This window comes from Nocardioides panacisoli (genome assembly GCF_039537325.1).
Taxonomy (GTDB): domain Bacteria; phylum Actinomycetota; class Actinomycetes; order Propionibacteriales; family Nocardioidaceae; genus Nocardioides; species Nocardioides panacisoli.
In genome coordinates this window covers 233,139-248,207 of the sequence record NZ_BAABAH010000002.1, presented here as the reverse complement: position 1 = coordinate 248,207, position 15,069 = coordinate 233,139, and the positions used below count along the sequence as shown (strand labels likewise).

14 protein-coding genes are annotated in these 15,069 nt (G+C 72.5%); 11 read left to right on the top strand and 3 right to left on the bottom strand.

Translation table 11 applies throughout. The annotated features are described in order from the left end of the window. Nucleotides 1-146 precede the first annotated feature (146 nt). The 9 genes from ABD709_RS04150 (at nucleotide 147) to ABD709_RS04110 (ending at nucleotide 10,945) form a co-directional block, all read left to right on the top strand. A complete protein-coding gene (locus tag ABD709_RS04150) occupies nucleotides 147-1,178 on the top strand; it encodes a rod shape-determining protein (RefSeq protein ID WP_344772582.1) in 1,032 nt (343 codons plus the stop codon). Then, nucleotides 1,178-2,146 (top strand): rod shape-determining protein MreC, encoded by a 969-nt coding sequence (gene mreC, locus ABD709_RS04145; RefSeq protein WP_344772580.1) that lies wholly within the window; start codon nucleotides 1,178-1,180, stop codon nucleotides 2,144-2,146. Before ABD709_RS04150 ends, mreC begins: the two co-directional genes overlap by 1 nt. After that, nucleotides 2,143-2,757: a rod shape-determining protein MreD gene (locus ABD709_RS04140; protein WP_344772578.1), complete on the top strand. Its 615-nt coding sequence runs from the start codon at nucleotides 2,143-2,145 to the stop codon at nucleotides 2,755-2,757. The genes mreC and ABD709_RS04140 overlap by 4 nt, the downstream gene beginning before the upstream one ends. Beyond that, on the top strand, nucleotides 2,754-4,889 hold the full coding sequence (gene mrdA / locus ABD709_RS04135; protein ID WP_344772576.1) for a penicillin-binding protein 2: 2,136 nt from the start codon (nucleotides 2,754-2,756) through the stop codon (nucleotides 4,887-4,889). The genes ABD709_RS04140 and mrdA overlap by 4 nt, the downstream gene beginning before the upstream one ends. Beyond that, a complete protein-coding gene (gene rodA, locus ABD709_RS04130; RefSeq protein WP_344772574.1) occupies nucleotides 4,890-6,113 on the top strand; it encodes a rod shape-determining protein RodA in 1,224 nt (407 codons plus the stop codon). Beyond that, entirely contained in the window at nucleotides 6,110-6,604 is a 495-nt protein-coding gene (locus ABD709_RS04125) for an HIT family protein (protein ID WP_344772572.1), read from the top strand. Before rodA ends, ABD709_RS04125 begins: the two co-directional genes overlap by 4 nt. After that, nucleotides 6,604-8,292: an MDR family MFS transporter gene (locus tag ABD709_RS04120; RefSeq protein WP_344772570.1), complete on the top strand. Its 1,689-nt coding sequence runs from the start codon at nucleotides 6,604-6,606 to the stop codon at nucleotides 8,290-8,292. The genes ABD709_RS04125 and ABD709_RS04120 overlap by 1 nt, the downstream gene beginning before the upstream one ends. A 48-nt stretch (nucleotides 8,293-8,340) precedes the next feature. Next, entirely contained in the window at nucleotides 8,341-8,922 is a 582-nt protein-coding gene (locus tag ABD709_RS04115) for a TIGR03086 family metal-binding protein (RefSeq protein ID WP_344772568.1), read from the top strand. Nucleotides 8,923-9,007: 85 nt separating this feature from the next. Further along, a complete protein-coding gene (locus ABD709_RS04110; protein WP_344772566.1) occupies nucleotides 9,008-10,945 on the top strand; it encodes a TIGR03960 family B12-binding radical SAM protein in 1,938 nt (645 codons plus the stop codon). A gap of 7 nt (nucleotides 10,946-10,952) precedes the next feature. Here ABD709_RS04110 and ABD709_RS04105 read toward each other — a convergent pair whose 3' ends face one another. Genes ABD709_RS04105 through ABD709_RS04095 form a run of 3 tightly spaced genes read right to left on the bottom strand, consistent with a single transcriptional unit; the run spans nucleotide 10,953 to nucleotide 13,035 of the window. Next, on the bottom strand, nucleotides 10,953-11,678 hold the full coding sequence (locus tag ABD709_RS04105; RefSeq protein WP_344772564.1) for a hypothetical protein: 726 nt from the start codon (nucleotides 11,676-11,678) through the stop codon (nucleotides 10,953-10,955). A 56-nt stretch (nucleotides 11,679-11,734) separates the two neighbouring features. Beyond that, a complete protein-coding gene (locus ABD709_RS04100; RefSeq protein WP_344772562.1) occupies nucleotides 11,735-12,346 on the bottom strand; it encodes a hypothetical protein in 612 nt (203 codons plus the stop codon). Between the two features lie 14 nt (nucleotides 12,347-12,360). Next, nucleotides 12,361-13,035, bottom strand: a complete 675-nt coding sequence (locus ABD709_RS04095) for a DUF4190 domain-containing protein (RefSeq protein WP_344772560.1) — start codon at nucleotides 13,033-13,035, stop codon at nucleotides 12,361-12,363. Between the two features lie 77 nt (nucleotides 13,036-13,112). On the opposite strand from ABD709_RS04095, the gene ABD709_RS04090 reads away from it, so the two are divergent. Together ABD709_RS04090 and ABD709_RS04085 are read left to right on the top strand one after the other, a co-directional pair. Then, entirely contained in the window at nucleotides 13,113-14,294 is a 1,182-nt protein-coding gene (locus tag ABD709_RS04090) for a winged helix DNA-binding domain-containing protein (protein ID WP_344772558.1), read from the top strand. A 16-nt stretch (nucleotides 14,295-14,310) separates the two neighbouring features. Then, nucleotides 14,311-15,015 carry a TIGR03936 family radical SAM-associated protein gene (locus ABD709_RS04085; RefSeq protein WP_344772556.1) on the top strand — a complete coding sequence of 235 codons (705 nt, stop codon included), beginning with the start codon at nucleotides 14,311-14,313 and terminating at the stop codon, nucleotides 15,013-15,015. Nucleotides 15,016-15,069 lie beyond the last annotated feature (54 nt).

Genomic DNA, 15,069 nt, shown 5'->3' with positions numbered 1-15,069 from the left:
TCGGCGTGGCGCCCGGGGGAGTGCACGGGTTTTCCTTACGCTCACGAGCGGAGGACCCCGGATCGTGCGCTCGGTGTCCTTCCCGGTGTTCCCGGTGACGGGGAGGCCGGCTTCCCCGAAGTCGCGCGAACGGGCCGGAGGCATGCGTGGGTGCGAACTCCCTCATCGGGCGGGACCTCGCCGTCGACCTGGGGACGGCCAACACGCTCGTCTACGTGCGCCGCCGCGGCGTCCTCGTCGACGAGCCGAGCGTCGTCGCCCTCAACGACCAGACCGGCGAGGTGATCGCGGTCGGCCACGAGGCGAAGAAGATGATGGGCCGCACGCCCGACGACATCACCGCCCTCCGGCCGCTCCAGGACGGCGTGATCGCCGACTTCGAGGCGACCGAGGCGATGCTGCGGCACTTCATCGCCCGCGTCCACCGGCGCCGCTACTACGCCAAGCCGCGGATGGTGATCTGCGTCCCGAGCGCGATCACCCCCGTCGAGCAGCGCGCCGTGAAGGAGGCCGGCTACCAGGCCGGGGCCCGGCGCGTGTACGTCGTCGAGGAGCCCATGGCCGCCGCGATCGGCGCCGGGCTGCCCGTGCACGAGCCGACCGGCAACATGGTCGTCGACGTCGGCGGCGGCACCACCGAGGTCGCGGTCATCTCCCTCGGCGGCATCGTCACCAGCCTCAGCATCCGCACCGCCGGCGACGACCTCGACCACTCGATCATCGCGTGGCTGAAGAAGGAGCACGGCCTGATGGTCGGCGAGCGCACCGCCGAGCAGGTCAAGATGACCCTCGGCTCTGCGTTCCCGACGGCCGGCGAGCCGGAGGGCGAGGTCCGCGGACGCGACCTGGTGTCCGGGCTGCCGCGCACGGTCACCGTCACCAGCTCCGACATCCGCAAGGCGCTGGAGGAGCCGCTGCACGCGATCGTCGACGCGGTCCGCGTGACCCTCGACCAGACCCCGCCCGAGCTCGCCGGCGACATCATGGACCGCGGCATCGTGCTCACCGGCGGGGGCGCGCTGCTCCGGGGGCTCGACGAGCGGATCCGCGACGAGACCGGGATGCCGGTCCACGTCGCCGACGACCCGCTCGTCTCGGTGGCCATGGGTGCCGGCCGCTGCGTCGAGGAGTTCGAGGCGCTCCAGCAGGTCCTCGTGACGAACCCGAGGCGCTTCTGATGTCCCTCGACACCCCGTCCCGGCCCGCCCCGGACGCACCCGACGCGCAGCGCCGCCCCGTGCGCCGGGTCGGCCGCCCGCTCGAGCGCGAGAACCGGCAGAGCCTGCCGTCCCGGTCGCTCGTGGTGGCGCTGGTGCTCGCCTGCCTGACCCTGATGGTGGTCGACAAGGCCGGTGGCGACTCGTCCCCGGTCGCCGCGGCGCGGCGGTCCGTCGGCGAGGTGTTCGGTCCCGCCGAGGCGTTCGCGTCCACGGTGATCGGCCCGTTCGCCGCCGTACCCGGCCTGCTGCACACGAACGGCCAGCTGCGCGACCGCATCGACGACCTCGAGGCCGAGAACGCCCGGCTGCGCAGCGAGGCGCACACCGCCGGCTACACCGCCCACCGCCGGGAGTCCGCGCGTGACCTCTGCGCCGTCGCCGGCGGGCTCGGCTACGCGCTCACGCCTGCCCGGGTGGTCGCGTTCGGGTCGGCGCAGTCCTTCTCCGACACCGTCACCATCGACGCCGGCTCCGACAGCGGGCTGCACCCGGACATGACCGTGCTCGACGCGGACGGCCTGGTCGGCCGGATCACCTCGGTGACCAGTCACACCGCCACCGTGCTGCTCGCCGTCGACAGCGACTCGACCGTCGGCGGCCGGATCGGCCAGAACATGGAGCTCGGCTTCGTGCGGGGCCGCGGCGACACCGGCGACGACGGACGGCTCGAGCTCCAGCTCGCGGACCGCAGCGTGGTGCCGCAGACGGGCGAGTCCGTCGTGACCTGGGGGAGCGAGGGCGGTGCGCCGTACGTCGCCGGCGTCCCGATCGGCGAGATCACCCACGTCTACGAGTCGCTGCGCGACACCTCCTACCGCGCCGTCCTGAAGCCGTACGTCGACTTCACCTCGCTCGACCTGGTCGGCGTGGTGGTGCCGTCCGGCAGCAAGCACGCGACCATCGAGGCCGACGGGAGCTGCGGATGAGGAGCACCTCGCGCCTGGTCGCCGTCATCGTCGCCGTCGTGGTCGCGCTGCTGGCGCAGGTGACCGTCCTCCCGGAGATCGCGCCGCTGCTCACCTGGCACGGCGTCGGGCCGGGGCCGGTGCTGCTCGTCGTCGTCGCCACCGCGCTCGTGACCGACCCGCGCTTCGCGACGCTGACCGGCTTCTTCGCCGGCCTGCTCCTGGACCTCGCGCCGCCGGCGGACCACCTCGCCGGCCGGTGGGCGCTCGCGCTGCTCGTCGTCGGCTACGTCGTCAGCCGGCTCGCGCACGACCACCAGCCCGTCGCGCCGGGCCCGCTGGAGCTGGAGAGGGCGGCGCACGGGCGGCCGCCGTGGACCCTGGTGCTGGCCGCCGCGGCCGGCGGGTCGTTCGTCGGCAACTCCGTCTTCGCGCTCTCCGGCGTGCTCCTCGGCGACCACGCCGGCGGGCTCACCGACCTGCTCCGCGTGGTCGGCATCGCACTGCCGTGGGACGTCGCCGCCGCCCTGGTCGTCGTACCGCTGACCACGTGGCTCTTCGCCCGCCTCGCCGCGCCGCAGCCCGGCCTGCGGCTCACCCCGCGCGCACCGTGGAGGACACCGACGGCATGAGCCCCTCCTCGGAGCGCCCGCGCGACCGCCGTGGCCGGCTGCGGCTGGTCGTCATCCAGGCGCTCGTGTTCTCGTTGCTCGGCACCCTCGGCGCCCGCCTCTACTACCTGCAGGTGATGTCCGGCGCGGAGTACCAGGGCCAGGCGGCCGCGCAGTCCGTCCGCGAGATCGTGGTGCAGCCGCAGCGCGGGCTGATCGTCGACGACGAGGGGCGCCCGCTGGTCAGCAACCGGCTCACCTGGGTGGTGTCGATCGACACCACGCTGCTCGGCCGGATGGACGAGAGCGACCGCCGCGCGCTGCTGCGCCGTACCGGCCGGGTGATCGGCGAGAAGCCACGCGCGATCGCGCGGAAGCTGGTGCTGTGCGGCAGCGACGGCGCCGTCGCGGGGAGGTGCTGGAACGGCTCGCCCTACCAGCCGGTGCCGGTCGCGACCGACGTCGCGCAGGACGCCGCCCTGCGGATCAAGGAGCAGGGCGAGGACTTCCCGGGCGTCATCGCCGAGGAGCAGACGGTCCGCGACTACCCGCGGCCGTTCGGCATCAACGCCGCGCACCTGCTCGGCTACCTGAGCCCGGTGACCAAGGACGAGCTCGACGCGGCCGAGGCGGACGGCGACACGACCATCAACGGCGCGTCGGTCGTCGGCCGTGCCGGCGTCGAGAAGGAGTACGACGCCTTCCTGCGCGGGCAGCCCGGCTACAAGCGGGTCGCCGTCGACTCCGGCGGACGGGTGCTCGGGGACGTGAGCGACGTCGCGGCCCAGCCCGGCGACACGCTGGTGACCTCGATCGACGCGAAGGTGCAGTCGGTCGTGGAGAAGCAGCTCCACCAGATGATCACGACCGCGCGGGCGACCTACGACCCGGTCACGCACCGGAACTTCGCCGCCGACGCCGGCGCCGCGGTGGTGCTCGACGCCGACACCGGCCGGGTCGTGGCGATGGCCAGCGAGCCGACCTACGACCCCTCGGTCTGGTCGGGCGGGATCACCCAGCAGCAGCTGAACCGGCTCTACTCCGCCAAGGCCGGCACACCGCTGCTGAGCCGCGCGTTCCAGGGCCAGTTCGCGCCCGGCTCGACGTGGAAGCCGTTCATGACCGCAGGCGCGTTCCAGAACGGCTACGGCCCGGACAGCATGCTCAGCTGCCCGCCGGCGATCCAGATCGGCAACCGGCTCTTCCACAACTTCGAGTCCGAGAGCTTCGGCCCGATCACGTTCGCCAAGGCGATCGAGGTCTCGTGCAACACCTTCTTCTTCCAGGTGGGCATGCACTACTGGCTCCAGTACGGCTCCGACCCGACGAACACCGACGCCAAGGACCCGCTGGTCGAGGAGGCCGAGCAGTTCGGGTTCGGCAAGCCCACCGGCGTCGACCTGCCGGGGGAGTCGTCCGGCAGGATCGCCGACCGGAAGTGGAAGCTCGCCTACTGGAAGTCGATGAAGGACTACTACTGCGGGATCGCGCACCACCCGCAGGACGGCAAGACCAGCGACTTCGTCTACAAGTTCGCCGGCGAGTTCTGCACCGAGGGCTACATGTACCGCGAGTACGACGCCGCGAACTTCGCGATCGGTCAGGGGGACACGGTCGTCACCCCGCTGCAGCTCGCCCGCGGGTACGCCGCCCTGGCCAACGGCGGCACCCTCTACGAGCCGCGCGTCGGCAAGGCGATCGTGTCTCCCGACGGGAAGGTGATCCGGCGGATCCACCCGAAGGTGCAGGCGCACGTGACGCTGCCGGCGGCGGTCAAGGCCTACATCGACGGCGCGACGCTCGGCGTGAGCCGCGAGGGCACGATGGCCTGGAAGATGGGCGGCTTCCCGCTCGACCAGGTGCAGGTGCACGCGAAGACCGGGTCCGCGGAGGTCTACGGCAAGCAGGCGACGTCCTGGGTCGCGTCGTACACCAAGGACTACGTCGTCGTGATGATGGTCAGCCAGGGCGGCTGCGGCTCGTGCACCTCCGGGCCGGGCGTCCGGAAGATCTGGGAGTCGCTCTACGGCATCAACGGCGAGTCGGTGAACCCCGACCGCTCGGTGATCCCGGGCGTCACGCCGCCGGACGGGCTGCCGGTGTTCGGCAAGGACGGCTCGGTGCTCCCCCCGGTCCGCGAGGAGGAGGACTAGATGGTCGCGAGCTCCACCCAGACGCAACGGGCGGCGCAGTCGCGCCGTACCGACGGTTCGCCCTGGGCCGCGCGGCTCGCCCAGCTCGACTGGCTGCTGCTCGGGTCGGTCCTGCTGCTCGGCGTGATCGGCTGCGTCCTGGTCTGGTCGGCCACCGTCGAGCGCGACGACCTCACCGGCGGCGACCCGCGGGCCTTCCTGCTCAAGCAGGGCGTCAACCTGGTCATCGGGTGCGGCCTGCTCGCCGTCGTGACCGGCACCGACCACCGCTGGGTGCGGATCCTCGCCCCGGTCGGCTACCTCCTGGCCGTGGTCGGCCTGGTGCTGGTGCTGGTGATGGGCACGACCGTCAACGGGTCCCGCTCGTGGCTGATGATCGGCGGCCTCTCGCTGCAGCCGTCGGAGCTGGCGAAGCTCGCCGTGGTCGTCGGCATGGCCCTGGTCGTGGCCGAGCGCACCGAGGGACGGCGCGACCCGGGCAGCACCAAGGACGTCGTGCTGATGCTCTGCGTGGCCGCGGTGCCCGCGCTGCTGATCCTCGCCCAGCCCGACCTCGGAACCATGCTCGTGCTCACCGCCACGGTGTTCGGCGTGATCGCCGCCTCCGGCGCGGACCGGCGCTGGCTGGGCGCGCTCGCCGGCGGCGGCGTGCTGGTCGCCGCAGGTGCCGTCCTGAGCGGGTTCCTGAAGCAGTACCAGATCGACCGGTTCCTCGCCTTCACCAACCCCGACCTCGACCCGCGCGGCGCCGGCTACAACGTCGAGCAGGCACGCATCGCCGTCGGCAACGGCGGCCTCTTCGGGCAGGGGCTCTTCCACGGCTCCCAGACCCGCTCCGGGTTCGTGCCGGAGCAGCACACCGACTTCGTGTTCACGGTCGCCGGCGAGGAGCTGGGGCTGGTCGGCGCTGCGCTGATCGTGGCGCTGCTCGGGGTCGTCCTGTGGCGTGCGCTGCGGATCGCCTCCCGCGCCGACGACGTCTTCGGCCGGATCGCGGCGGCGGGCATCGCCTGCTGGTTCGGGTTCCAGGCGTTCCAGAACATCGGGATGTGCCTCGGGATCATGCCGGTGACCGGCGTGCCGCTGCCGTTCGTCTCCTACGGCGGCTCGTCGATGTTCGCCGGCATGCTCGCCGTCGGCCTCCTCGAGAACATCCACCTCCGCACGCTCTCCGCGCCCGCAGCACGCCTCACGCCCGCCAAGCGGGTCCTCGTCCGCGGGTGAGCGCGGACTTCCGCGCCGACCGCGTCGGCAGTGCGCTGCGCGGCGAGAACCCGACGGTGCTGCGTCGCCTGCGTGCCGGCTTCGCCGTCATCGGCGACGTTCAGCACCTGCCGGGCTACTGCGTCCTGATCACCGACACGCCCGGCACCGACCAGCTCACCGACCTCCCGCCGGACCGGCAGCTGGTGTTCCTCGAGGACATGGCCGTCCTGGGCCGGGCCGTCGCTGCGGTCTGCGCCCGTCGGGACCCGGGGTTCCGGCGGATCAACCTCGAGATCCAGGGCAACACCGACGCCTTCCTGCACGCCCACGTCACGCCCCGTTACGACTGGGAGCCGGCCGACATCGTCGGCTGGCCCGCCGCCCTGCACCACTGGACCGGGCGGGTCGACCCGGCCCAGCACGAGCTCGGTCCGCGGCACGACGAGCTGCGCGCCGAGCTGGTCGCGGAGATCGACCGGCAGCGGGGGCCCGGTACGATCGTTGACTGATGTCAACTTCCGCTGCGCCCGTCCCGCACGGGAACGCCGAGTCGGGTGAGTACTCCCACCGGCAGGTCCTGACCATCCTGTCGGGCCTGCTGCTCGGGATGTTCCTGGCGGCGCTCGACCAGACCATCGTCAGCACCGCGATCCGCACCATCGCCGACGACCTGCACGGGCTCGACGCCCAGGCGTGGGCCACGACGGCGTACCTGATCACCTCGACGATCACGACCCCGATCTACGGCAAGCTCGGCGACCTGTGGGGCCGCAAGAAGCTCTTCATGTTCGCGATCGTCGTGTTCACGATCGGCTCGGTGCTGTGCTCGTTCTCGACGTCGATGTACGAGCTGGCGGCGTTCCGGGCGTTCCAGGGCCTGGGTGCCGGAGGCCTGATGACGCTGGTGCTCGCGATCATCGGCGACATCGTCTCCCCGCGCGAGCGCGCGAAGTACACCGGCTACTTCATGGCCACCTTCGGCACCTCCAGCGTGCTCGGACCGGTCATCGGCGGGTTCCTCGCGGGTGCGGACTCGATCCTCGGCATCACCGGCTGGCGCTGGGTGTTCCTCGTCAACCTGCCGATCGGCATCTTCGCCATCGCGGTCGTCTTCCGCACCCTGCACGTCCACCACCAGCGCCGCGAGGCTCGCGTCGACTGGATGGGGGCGGTCGCCCTGGTGGTTTGCCTGGTGCCGCTCCTCACCGTGCTCGAGCAGGGCCGCAGCTGGGGCTGGGGGTCTGCCGGCGCGGTCGCGTGCTTCGTGGTCGCTGCCGTCGGTCTCGTCGCGTTCGTCGTGATCGAGCGCCGGATGAAGGACGACGCGCTGATCCCGCTCGAGCTGTTCACGATCCGGCCCGCAGCGGTCACGATCGTCGCGAGCGTCATCGTCGGCGCGGCGCTGTTCGGCGGCATGATGCTGCTGCCGCTCTACATGCAGATCGTGCACGGCGCGAGCCCGACCCAGGCCGGGTTCATGATGCTGCCGATGGTCGCCGGCATGATGACCGCCTCGATCACGGCGGGCCGGATCATCTCCCGCACCGGGCGCACCCGCCTGTTCCCGATCTTCGGGTCGCTGACCATGGGCCTCGGCATGCTCCTGCTGGCGCAGATCGACGCGGACACCCGGCTGTGGCTGGTCATGATCTTCATGGCGAGCGTCGGGTACGGCGTCGGCAACTGCATGCAGCCGCTGATCCTGACCGTCCAGTCCGCGGTGCCGCCGACCGCGATCGGCGTGGCCACCTCGAGCGCGACGTTCTTCCGGCAGATCGGCGGCACGATGGGCGTCGCTGTCTTCCTCTCGCTGCTGTTCGGCCTCGTCGGCGGCAACATCCAGGACGAGATGAAGGCGGAGCTGCCGAGCGTCGCCGCGGCCGCGAAGGCCGGGGACTTCACCCCGAACGCCACCGACCAGCGCGTGCTGGCCGGCGACTCCGCGCTGCTCTCCGGGCTCACCGAGGACTCCTCGGTGATCAACGAGATGAGCGAGCCGGTCGCCCACCCGATCAAGCAGGGCTTCGCCGAGTCGATGACGCCGGTGTTCTGGTCGGCGGCGGGGCTCGGCCTGCTCGCGTTCCTCGTGCTCCTGCTGATGCCCGAGGTGGAGCTGCGGTCGACCTCGGCGATGGCGGCGCGGGCTGCCGCCGGCGCGACCTCGTCCGGCCCGGCCGGCCCCGCCGAGCCCACCTGACCCGTTCGGGTCATGCGCGCTCCGGCCGGGAGGAGCACCATGGCAGGCATGGAGCCGATCGACCGGGCCGAGCTCTACCGCCGTACCGTGGAGGCGTGGAACGAGCGCGTGGCCGCAGTGCCACGCGACGCGTGGTCGGGCCCCACGCCGTGCGAGGACTGGACCGTGCGCGAGCTGGTCAACCACGTCACCGGCGAGAACCTCTGGGCCCCGCCGCTCTTCGACGGCGCGACCATCGAGGAGGTCGGCGACCGGTTCGACGGTGATCTCCTCGGTGAGGACCCTGCTGCCGCGGCGCGGGCCGCGGCCGACGACGCGGTGGCCGCGGCGGACCGGGTCGCCGCGGACGGCACCGTCCACCTGTCCTTCGGCGAGACCCCGGTGGAGGAGTACCTCGCCCAGCTCGCCGCCGACCACCTGGTCCACGCATGGGACCTCGCCGCAGCCACCGGTGGAGACCGCCGGTTCGATCCCGACCTGGTCGCCGCGGTCGCCTCCTGGTTCGCCGACCGCGAGGAGCTGTACCGGTCCGCCGGCGCGATCGGTCCCGCCGCGGCCGGCACGACCGACCCCCAGGACGACCTCATCGCCCGGTTCGGCCGCGACCCCGGCTGGCAGCCTGCGGGCTGATCGCCGAGTCGGCTCAAGCTTGAGCCGACTCGGCGAACGGTCGCGGGTTTCGGCGCGCCCGGCGGGTCGCCGTACGCTGGAACCCATGTCCGTCGCGTCCCTCTTCGACCGCCTGGAGCCGCACCTGCTCTCGGTGTCCAAGCCGATCCAGTACGTCGGCGGCGAGCTCAACTCGGTGGGCAAGGACTGGGACTCCGTGGATGTCCGCTGGGCGCTGATGTACCCGGACGCCTACGAGGTCGGCCTGCCCAACCAGGGCGTCCAGATCCTCTACGAGGTGCTCAACGAGCGCCCGTGGATCCTGGCCGAGCGCACCTACTCGGTGTGGCCGGACATGGAGCAGGTCCTGCGCGAGCAGGGCATCCCGCAGTTCACCGTCGACAGCCACCGCCCGGTCGGGGCTTTCGACCTGTTCGGGATCAGCTTCTCGACCGAGCTGGGCTACACGAACATGCTCAACGCGCTCGACCTCGCCGGGATCCCGATCCGCAGCGCCGACCGCACCGACGAGCACCCGGTCGTCATCGCCGGCGGGCACGCGGCCTTCAACCCCGAGCCGATCGCGGACTTCGTCGACGCGGCCGTCCTCGGTGACGGCGAGGAGATCGTGCTCGCGATCTCCGAGGTCGTCCGCGAGTGGAAGGGCGAGGGCAGCCCCGGCGGCAGGGTGGAGCTGCTCCGCCGCCTGGCCGCCTCCGGCGGCGTCTACGTGCCCCGCTTCTACGACGTGTCGTACGACGACCGCGGCCACCTGGCCGCCGTGGTGCCCAACCACCCCGACGCGCCCGACCGGGTGCGCAAGCACACGCTGATGGACCTCGACTCCTGGCCCTACCCGGCCAACCCGCTGGTCCCGCTCGCGGAGACCGTGCACGAGCGGTTCAGCGTCGAGATCTTCCGCGGCTGCACGCGCGGCTGCCGGTTCTGCCAGGCCGGCATGATCACGCGGCCGGTGCGCGAGCGGTCGATCGAGACGATCGGGAAGATGGTCGACAACGGCGTCAAGAAGACCGGCTTCGAGGAGGTCGGCCTGCTGTCGCTGAGCTCGGCGGACCACACCGAGATCGGCGAGGTCGCCAAGGGCCTGGCCGACCGCTACGAGGGCTCGAACGTGTCGCTCTCGCTGCCGTCCACCCGGGTCGACGCCTTCAACATCACGCTCGCCAACGAGTTCTCGCGCAACGGCCGTCGCTCCGGCCTCACGTTCGCGCCCGAGGGCGGCAGCGAGCGGATGCGCCGGGTGATCAACAAGATGGTCACCGAGGAGGACCTGATCCGCACCGTCGCGACGGCGTACTCCAACGGCTGGCGGCAGGTGAAGCTCTACTTCATGTGCGGCCTCCCGACCGAGACCGACGACGACGTCCTCCAGATCGCGGAGCTCGCCAAGAAGGTCATCGCCAAGGGCCGCGAGGTCTCCGGGCGCAACGACATCCGGTGCACCGTCTCGATCGGCGGGTTCGTGCCGAAGCCGCACACGCCGTTCCAGTGGGCCAGCCAGCTCGACGTCGAGACCACCGACGAGCGCCTGCGCAAGCTGCGGGAGACCGTGCGCGCGGACAAGCGGTTCGGCCGGGCGATCGGCTTCCGCTACCACGACGGGCAGCCCGGCATCATCGAGGGACTGCTGTCGCGGGGCGACCGGCGCGTGGGGCGGATCATCGAGGAGGTCTGGCGCGACGGCGGCCGCTTCGACGGCTGGAGCGAGCACTTCTCGTTCGAGCGCTGGGCCGCTGCGGCCGCGCGGGCGCTCGAGGGCACCGGCGTCGACCTCGACTGGTACACGACCCGCGAGCGCGACTACGACGAGATCCTGCCCTGGGACCACCTCGACTCCGGCCTCGACAAGGACTGGCTGTGGTCGGACTGGGAGGACGCGCTCGCCGCGGCCGACGGCTCCGAGGTGGAGGTCGAGGACTGCCGCTGGACCCCGTGCTACGACTGCGGCGTCTGCCCGGAGATGGGCACCGAGATCCAGATCGGTCCCACCGGCCGGCAGCTGCTGCCGCTCAGCGTCGTCTGACCGCCCCTCAGGGGATCTGGGTCGGGTTCGCGAGGCTCTCCGTGAGCATCCCGCCGTCGCGGTCGACGGCGAAGCACAGCACGGTGCTGTCGCCCGCCTCCGAGGCTCCGCGGGGCGGCTCGTACGACCCGAGGCGCACGGTCGGAAGCTCCGCGCGGTGAGCGACGTACGCCGCCAGCGCGGGGCGGCACCGGTGGGCGGCGGTCGACCGGACCGCGTCCGCGGAGGCCGCGCCGACGGGCACGACGTCGACGACCTCGCCCTGGTGGGGAGCGTCGCACGGCAGCACCCGCACGGTGGCGTCCCCGGACAGCGGCGGGAGCGCGTGCCGGCTGGTCGAGGGGAGCCGCTCGTCGTCGAAGCAGTCGCCGGTGTGCAGGTCCTCGGCCCGGAACGACCCGAGGTCCGGGGCGGGTGTGCCGGGCGGCGCCGGCTCCGGCTGCCACCAGTCGAGGGCGCGCGGGACGACGTACCCGAGGGCGAGCAGCTGCGCCGCCGAGATCACCAGCGCCGCGACCGCCTTCAAGCGGCCGGGCCCGCGTCCGTCGCTGCGATCGAGAGCGACGACGGCGAGCGCGATCGCGACCAGCGCGGGAGCACCGCACAGGCACCCGGCGAGCGAGAGGCCGAGCGCCCAGCTCGACATGGCCTGGTCGGGCGCGGGCTCCTGGGCGCGCCAGCGCGCGAACCGGCCGTATCCGGCCGTCTCGTCGTCCTGGCCCGGGTCGATCATCGGGCCACGTCATCCTGGACCGCGTCGCCGTCGATGCGCTGGACGCTACCCGAGAATCAGCCGAGCCGGCCGTGCAACGGGCCGCCGTCCGCGCGGACCAGCAGGCAGGCGACGTGGTCGCCGGTGACCGGGTGGGCCGTCTCGGTGAGGCCGAGGAGGAAGTACCGGTCGTCGCGCAACAGCTTCCTCTGGTCCCCGTCGAGGAACTGGCGGCAGTGCTCCTGGACCTGGCTGTCGTCGTCGATGTCGTAGTCCCTCGCCTCGGTCGCGTCGAGGACGTTGATCTGCAGCACCTCGGCGTCGTGCGCCGTCGCGCAGTCGACCTGTTGCATGCCCGTGACGGAGTCGTCGGTGTTCGGGTCGAACCCGGCGCCGATCAGGCACTGCCCCGCGACGAGGTCGTTCGTGGACAGCGTCGTGTCGTCGGACCCGCTGCCACCGCTCCCGGTGCTGTCGTCCGCCGCGCCGTGGATCGCCAGCCCGACGACCGCTGCCACGGCGGCGACGGCCATGCCCGCGCCGCCGAGCACCATCGCGCCACGCCCGCGCCGGGTCGACGCCACGACGGGCGCGGCCGACGGCACCGGGGCGGCCTCGTCGTCGGCCTGGGGGTCGGTGCCCGGCTCGTACGGCGTGAAGCCCTCGCTCCCGCCGTACGGGCCGGACATCCTGCTGCCTCCTGCTAGAGGATCGGCGCCGAGCGCTTCGACTCGATGTAGCAGACCAGGTGGTCGCCGACGTTCACGTCGTTCGGGTCCTCGATGACCGCGTTGAGGTCGTCGGTGAAGTCGGCGAGCTTCGCCAGGTCGTCGGGGTCGATGACCTGGGGGCAGAACCCGGTCATCTGGTCCTTGATCTGGTCGATGTTGTCGCTGTTCACCTCGGCGACGCCGACGATCTCGGCGTCGTGCTCGCTGGTGCAGTCGGCCTCGCGCATGAGCACCGAGTTGGTGTCGTTGTCGTTGTCGAGGTTCACGCACTGGCCGACCTTCGCCTCGCCGGGCTCGACGATGCTGCTCAGGAAGGACAAGCCTCCGGCGACGCCGATCGCGGCGAGCACCCACACGATGACGCCGAGGATCCCGAGGACCAGGCCGGTGATGGCCAGACCGCGTCCCTTGCGCTGACCGTTCTTGGTCCGGGACAGCCCCATGAAGCCGAGCACGACGGCGACGGGCGCGCAGCACACCAGGCTCGAGACGAGGGCGGCGATCGAGACGCCGTCGGTCTTCGCCGGCTGCGGGGCGCCGTACGCCGGCTGGGGCGCACCACCGCCGTAGGGAGGCCCGGGAGGCCCGCCGTAGGGGTTCTGGTCGCCGGGGTTGCCGTAGGGATTGCCGCCGTAGGGGTTGCTCACGCGCCGCAGCGTAGTGGTCGCGGCGTCCTGGGGTGCGGCTTTGTCAGGCTGTCGGCGCGTGGTGCGACCCTGGGACGGTGCGGCACATCAGCGACGACGAGCGGCGCGCGCGGCTCGCCCGGCGGCACGGTCTCGCCGAGCCGCTGTCATCGGTCGACGAGGCGACGCGGGCGATGACGGTGCTGCACGCGACCGAGGCGGCCTCCGTCCACCTCGCGTTGTGGGCACGGGTCGGCGGCGTGACCGTGGCCGACGTCGACGAGGCGCTCTACGACGCCCGCACCCTGGTCAAGCAGCTCGCCATGCGGCGCACGCTCTTCGTCTTCCCGCGCGACCTGCTGCCGGCGGCGTGGGGGAGCGCCGCCGCGCGCGTCGCCGAGCAGCAGCGCGCCCTGCTCGCCAAGAACGTCGCCGCGGCCGGGATCGCCGAGGACCCGGCTGCGTGGATCGAGGCGGCCTGCACGGCCGTGCTCGACGTCCTCGGCGACGGGACCCCGCGCACCACGGCAGAGCTGCGGGCCTCCGTGCCCGAGCTCGAGGGCCGGGTCACCATCGGCACGCCGGAGAAGAAGTGGGGCGGCGAGTTCCCGATCGCACCTCGGGTGATGACCCTGCTCGGTGCGGACGGCCGGGTGCTGCGGGGGCCCAACGCCGGCCACTGGCGGCTCAACCGGCCCACCTGGGTCCGCGCGGACCACTGGCTCGACGAGCGGCCGGAGCCCTGGCCGCAGGACAAGGCGTACGCCGAGCTGGTCCGCCGCTGGCTGCGCACGTTCGGCCCCGGCACCGAGGGCGACATCGTCTGGTGGCTCGGCGCGACGAAGACCGTGGTCCGGCGGGCGCTCGGCGACCTCGGAGCGGTGCAGGTCTCGCTCGACGGTCGGGACCCCGGCTGGGTGCTGCCCGACGACACCGAGCCGGTCGAGCCCGGGCAGCCGTGCGCCGCGCTGCTCCCGACCCTCGACCCCACCGTGATGGGCTGGAAGGACCGGACCTTCTACCTCGATCCCGCGGACCGGCCCTACCTGTTCGACGTCAACGGCAACGCCGGCAACACGGCCTGGTGGGACGGCCGGATCGTCGGCTGCTGGGTCCAGGACGACGATGCCGTGGTCCGGGTGATCCCGCGCGGACGGCTGCCGAGGGGTGCGCGGGCCGCCCTCGACGCCCGGGCCGAGGCGCTGACCGCGTGGCTGGACGGCACCCGGATCGTCAACGTCTACGCCTCCCCGCAGATGCGGGGCGCCACTCTGACCTGACCTACGATCACGCTCCGTGAGCCGCAACCAGCCCGAGCAGCAGGCACCTCCCGTCCAGCGGCTGCGGGTGCGCTACACCAAGCGCGGCCGGATGCGGTTCAGCAGCCACCGCGACGTCAGCCGGGCGGTCGAGCGGGCCGTCTTCCGCGCGGGCGTCCCGATGGCCTACTCCTCCGGCTTCCACCCGCACCCGCGGATCTCCTACGCCGGCGCGTCGCCCACGGGCGCCGCCAGCGAGGCGGAGTACCTCGAGCTCGGGCTCGCCGAGCAGCGCGACCCCGAGCAGGTCCGGCGCGACCTGGACGCCGCGCTGCCCGACGGGCTGGACGTGGTCACCGTCGCCGAGTCACCCGGCGGCTCGCTCGCCGACCTGCTCGTCGCGAGCCGGTGGCGGGTCGTGCTGCCCGACCCGGCGGGGGTGGCGGAGGCGGTCGCGGCGTTTCTCGAGACCGACGCGGTCCCCGTCGAGCGGATGACGAAGAAGGGCTTGCGGACCTTCGACTGCCGTGCCGCCGTCCTGAGCCTCGAGGTGGCGGTCGACCAGTCGGCGGAGCTCGACCTCGTGCTGCGGCACACCGTGCCCGCGGTGCGGCCTGACGACGTGCTGAGCGGGATCGCGCAGGTCAGCGGGCTCGCCGTACCGGCTCATCCGCTGCTGACCCGGCTCGGGCAGGGACCGCTCGACGAGGACACCGGAGTCCTCGGCGACCCGCTGGCATAGCCGGCCCTCCAGGCGCGGCGATGCCGCCGGCCCACGCGGGCTGTGCGATACTCG

Coding starts and splice junctions, on each gene's coding strand:
- mreC (WP_344772580.1), top strand. CDS start 1,178: ATGTCCCTCGACACCCCGTCCCGGCCCGCCCCGGACGCACCCGACGCG.
- ABD709_RS04140 (WP_344772578.1), top strand. CDS start 2,143: ATGAGGAGCACCTCGCGCCTGGTCGCCGTCATCGTCGCCGTCGTGGTC.
- mrdA (WP_344772576.1), top strand. CDS start 2,754: ATGAGCCCCTCCTCGGAGCGCCCGCGCGACCGCCGTGGCCGGCTGCGG.
- rodA (WP_344772574.1), top strand. CDS start 4,890: ATGGTCGCGAGCTCCACCCAGACGCAACGGGCGGCGCAGTCGCGCCGT.
- ABD709_RS04120 (WP_344772570.1), top strand. CDS start 6,604: ATGTCAACTTCCGCTGCGCCCGTCCCGCACGGGAACGCCGAGTCGGGT.
- ABD709_RS04115 (WP_344772568.1), top strand. CDS start 8,341: ATGGAGCCGATCGACCGGGCCGAGCTCTACCGCCGTACCGTGGAGGCG.
- ABD709_RS04110 (WP_344772566.1), top strand. CDS start 9,008: ATGTCCGTCGCGTCCCTCTTCGACCGCCTGGAGCCGCACCTGCTCTCG.
- ABD709_RS04105 (WP_344772564.1), bottom strand. CDS start 11,678: ATGATCGACCCGGGCCAGGACGACGAGACGGCCGGATACGGCCGGTTC.
- ABD709_RS04100 (WP_344772562.1), bottom strand. CDS start 12,346: ATGTCCGGCCCGTACGGCGGGAGCGAGGGCTTCACGCCGTACGAGCCG.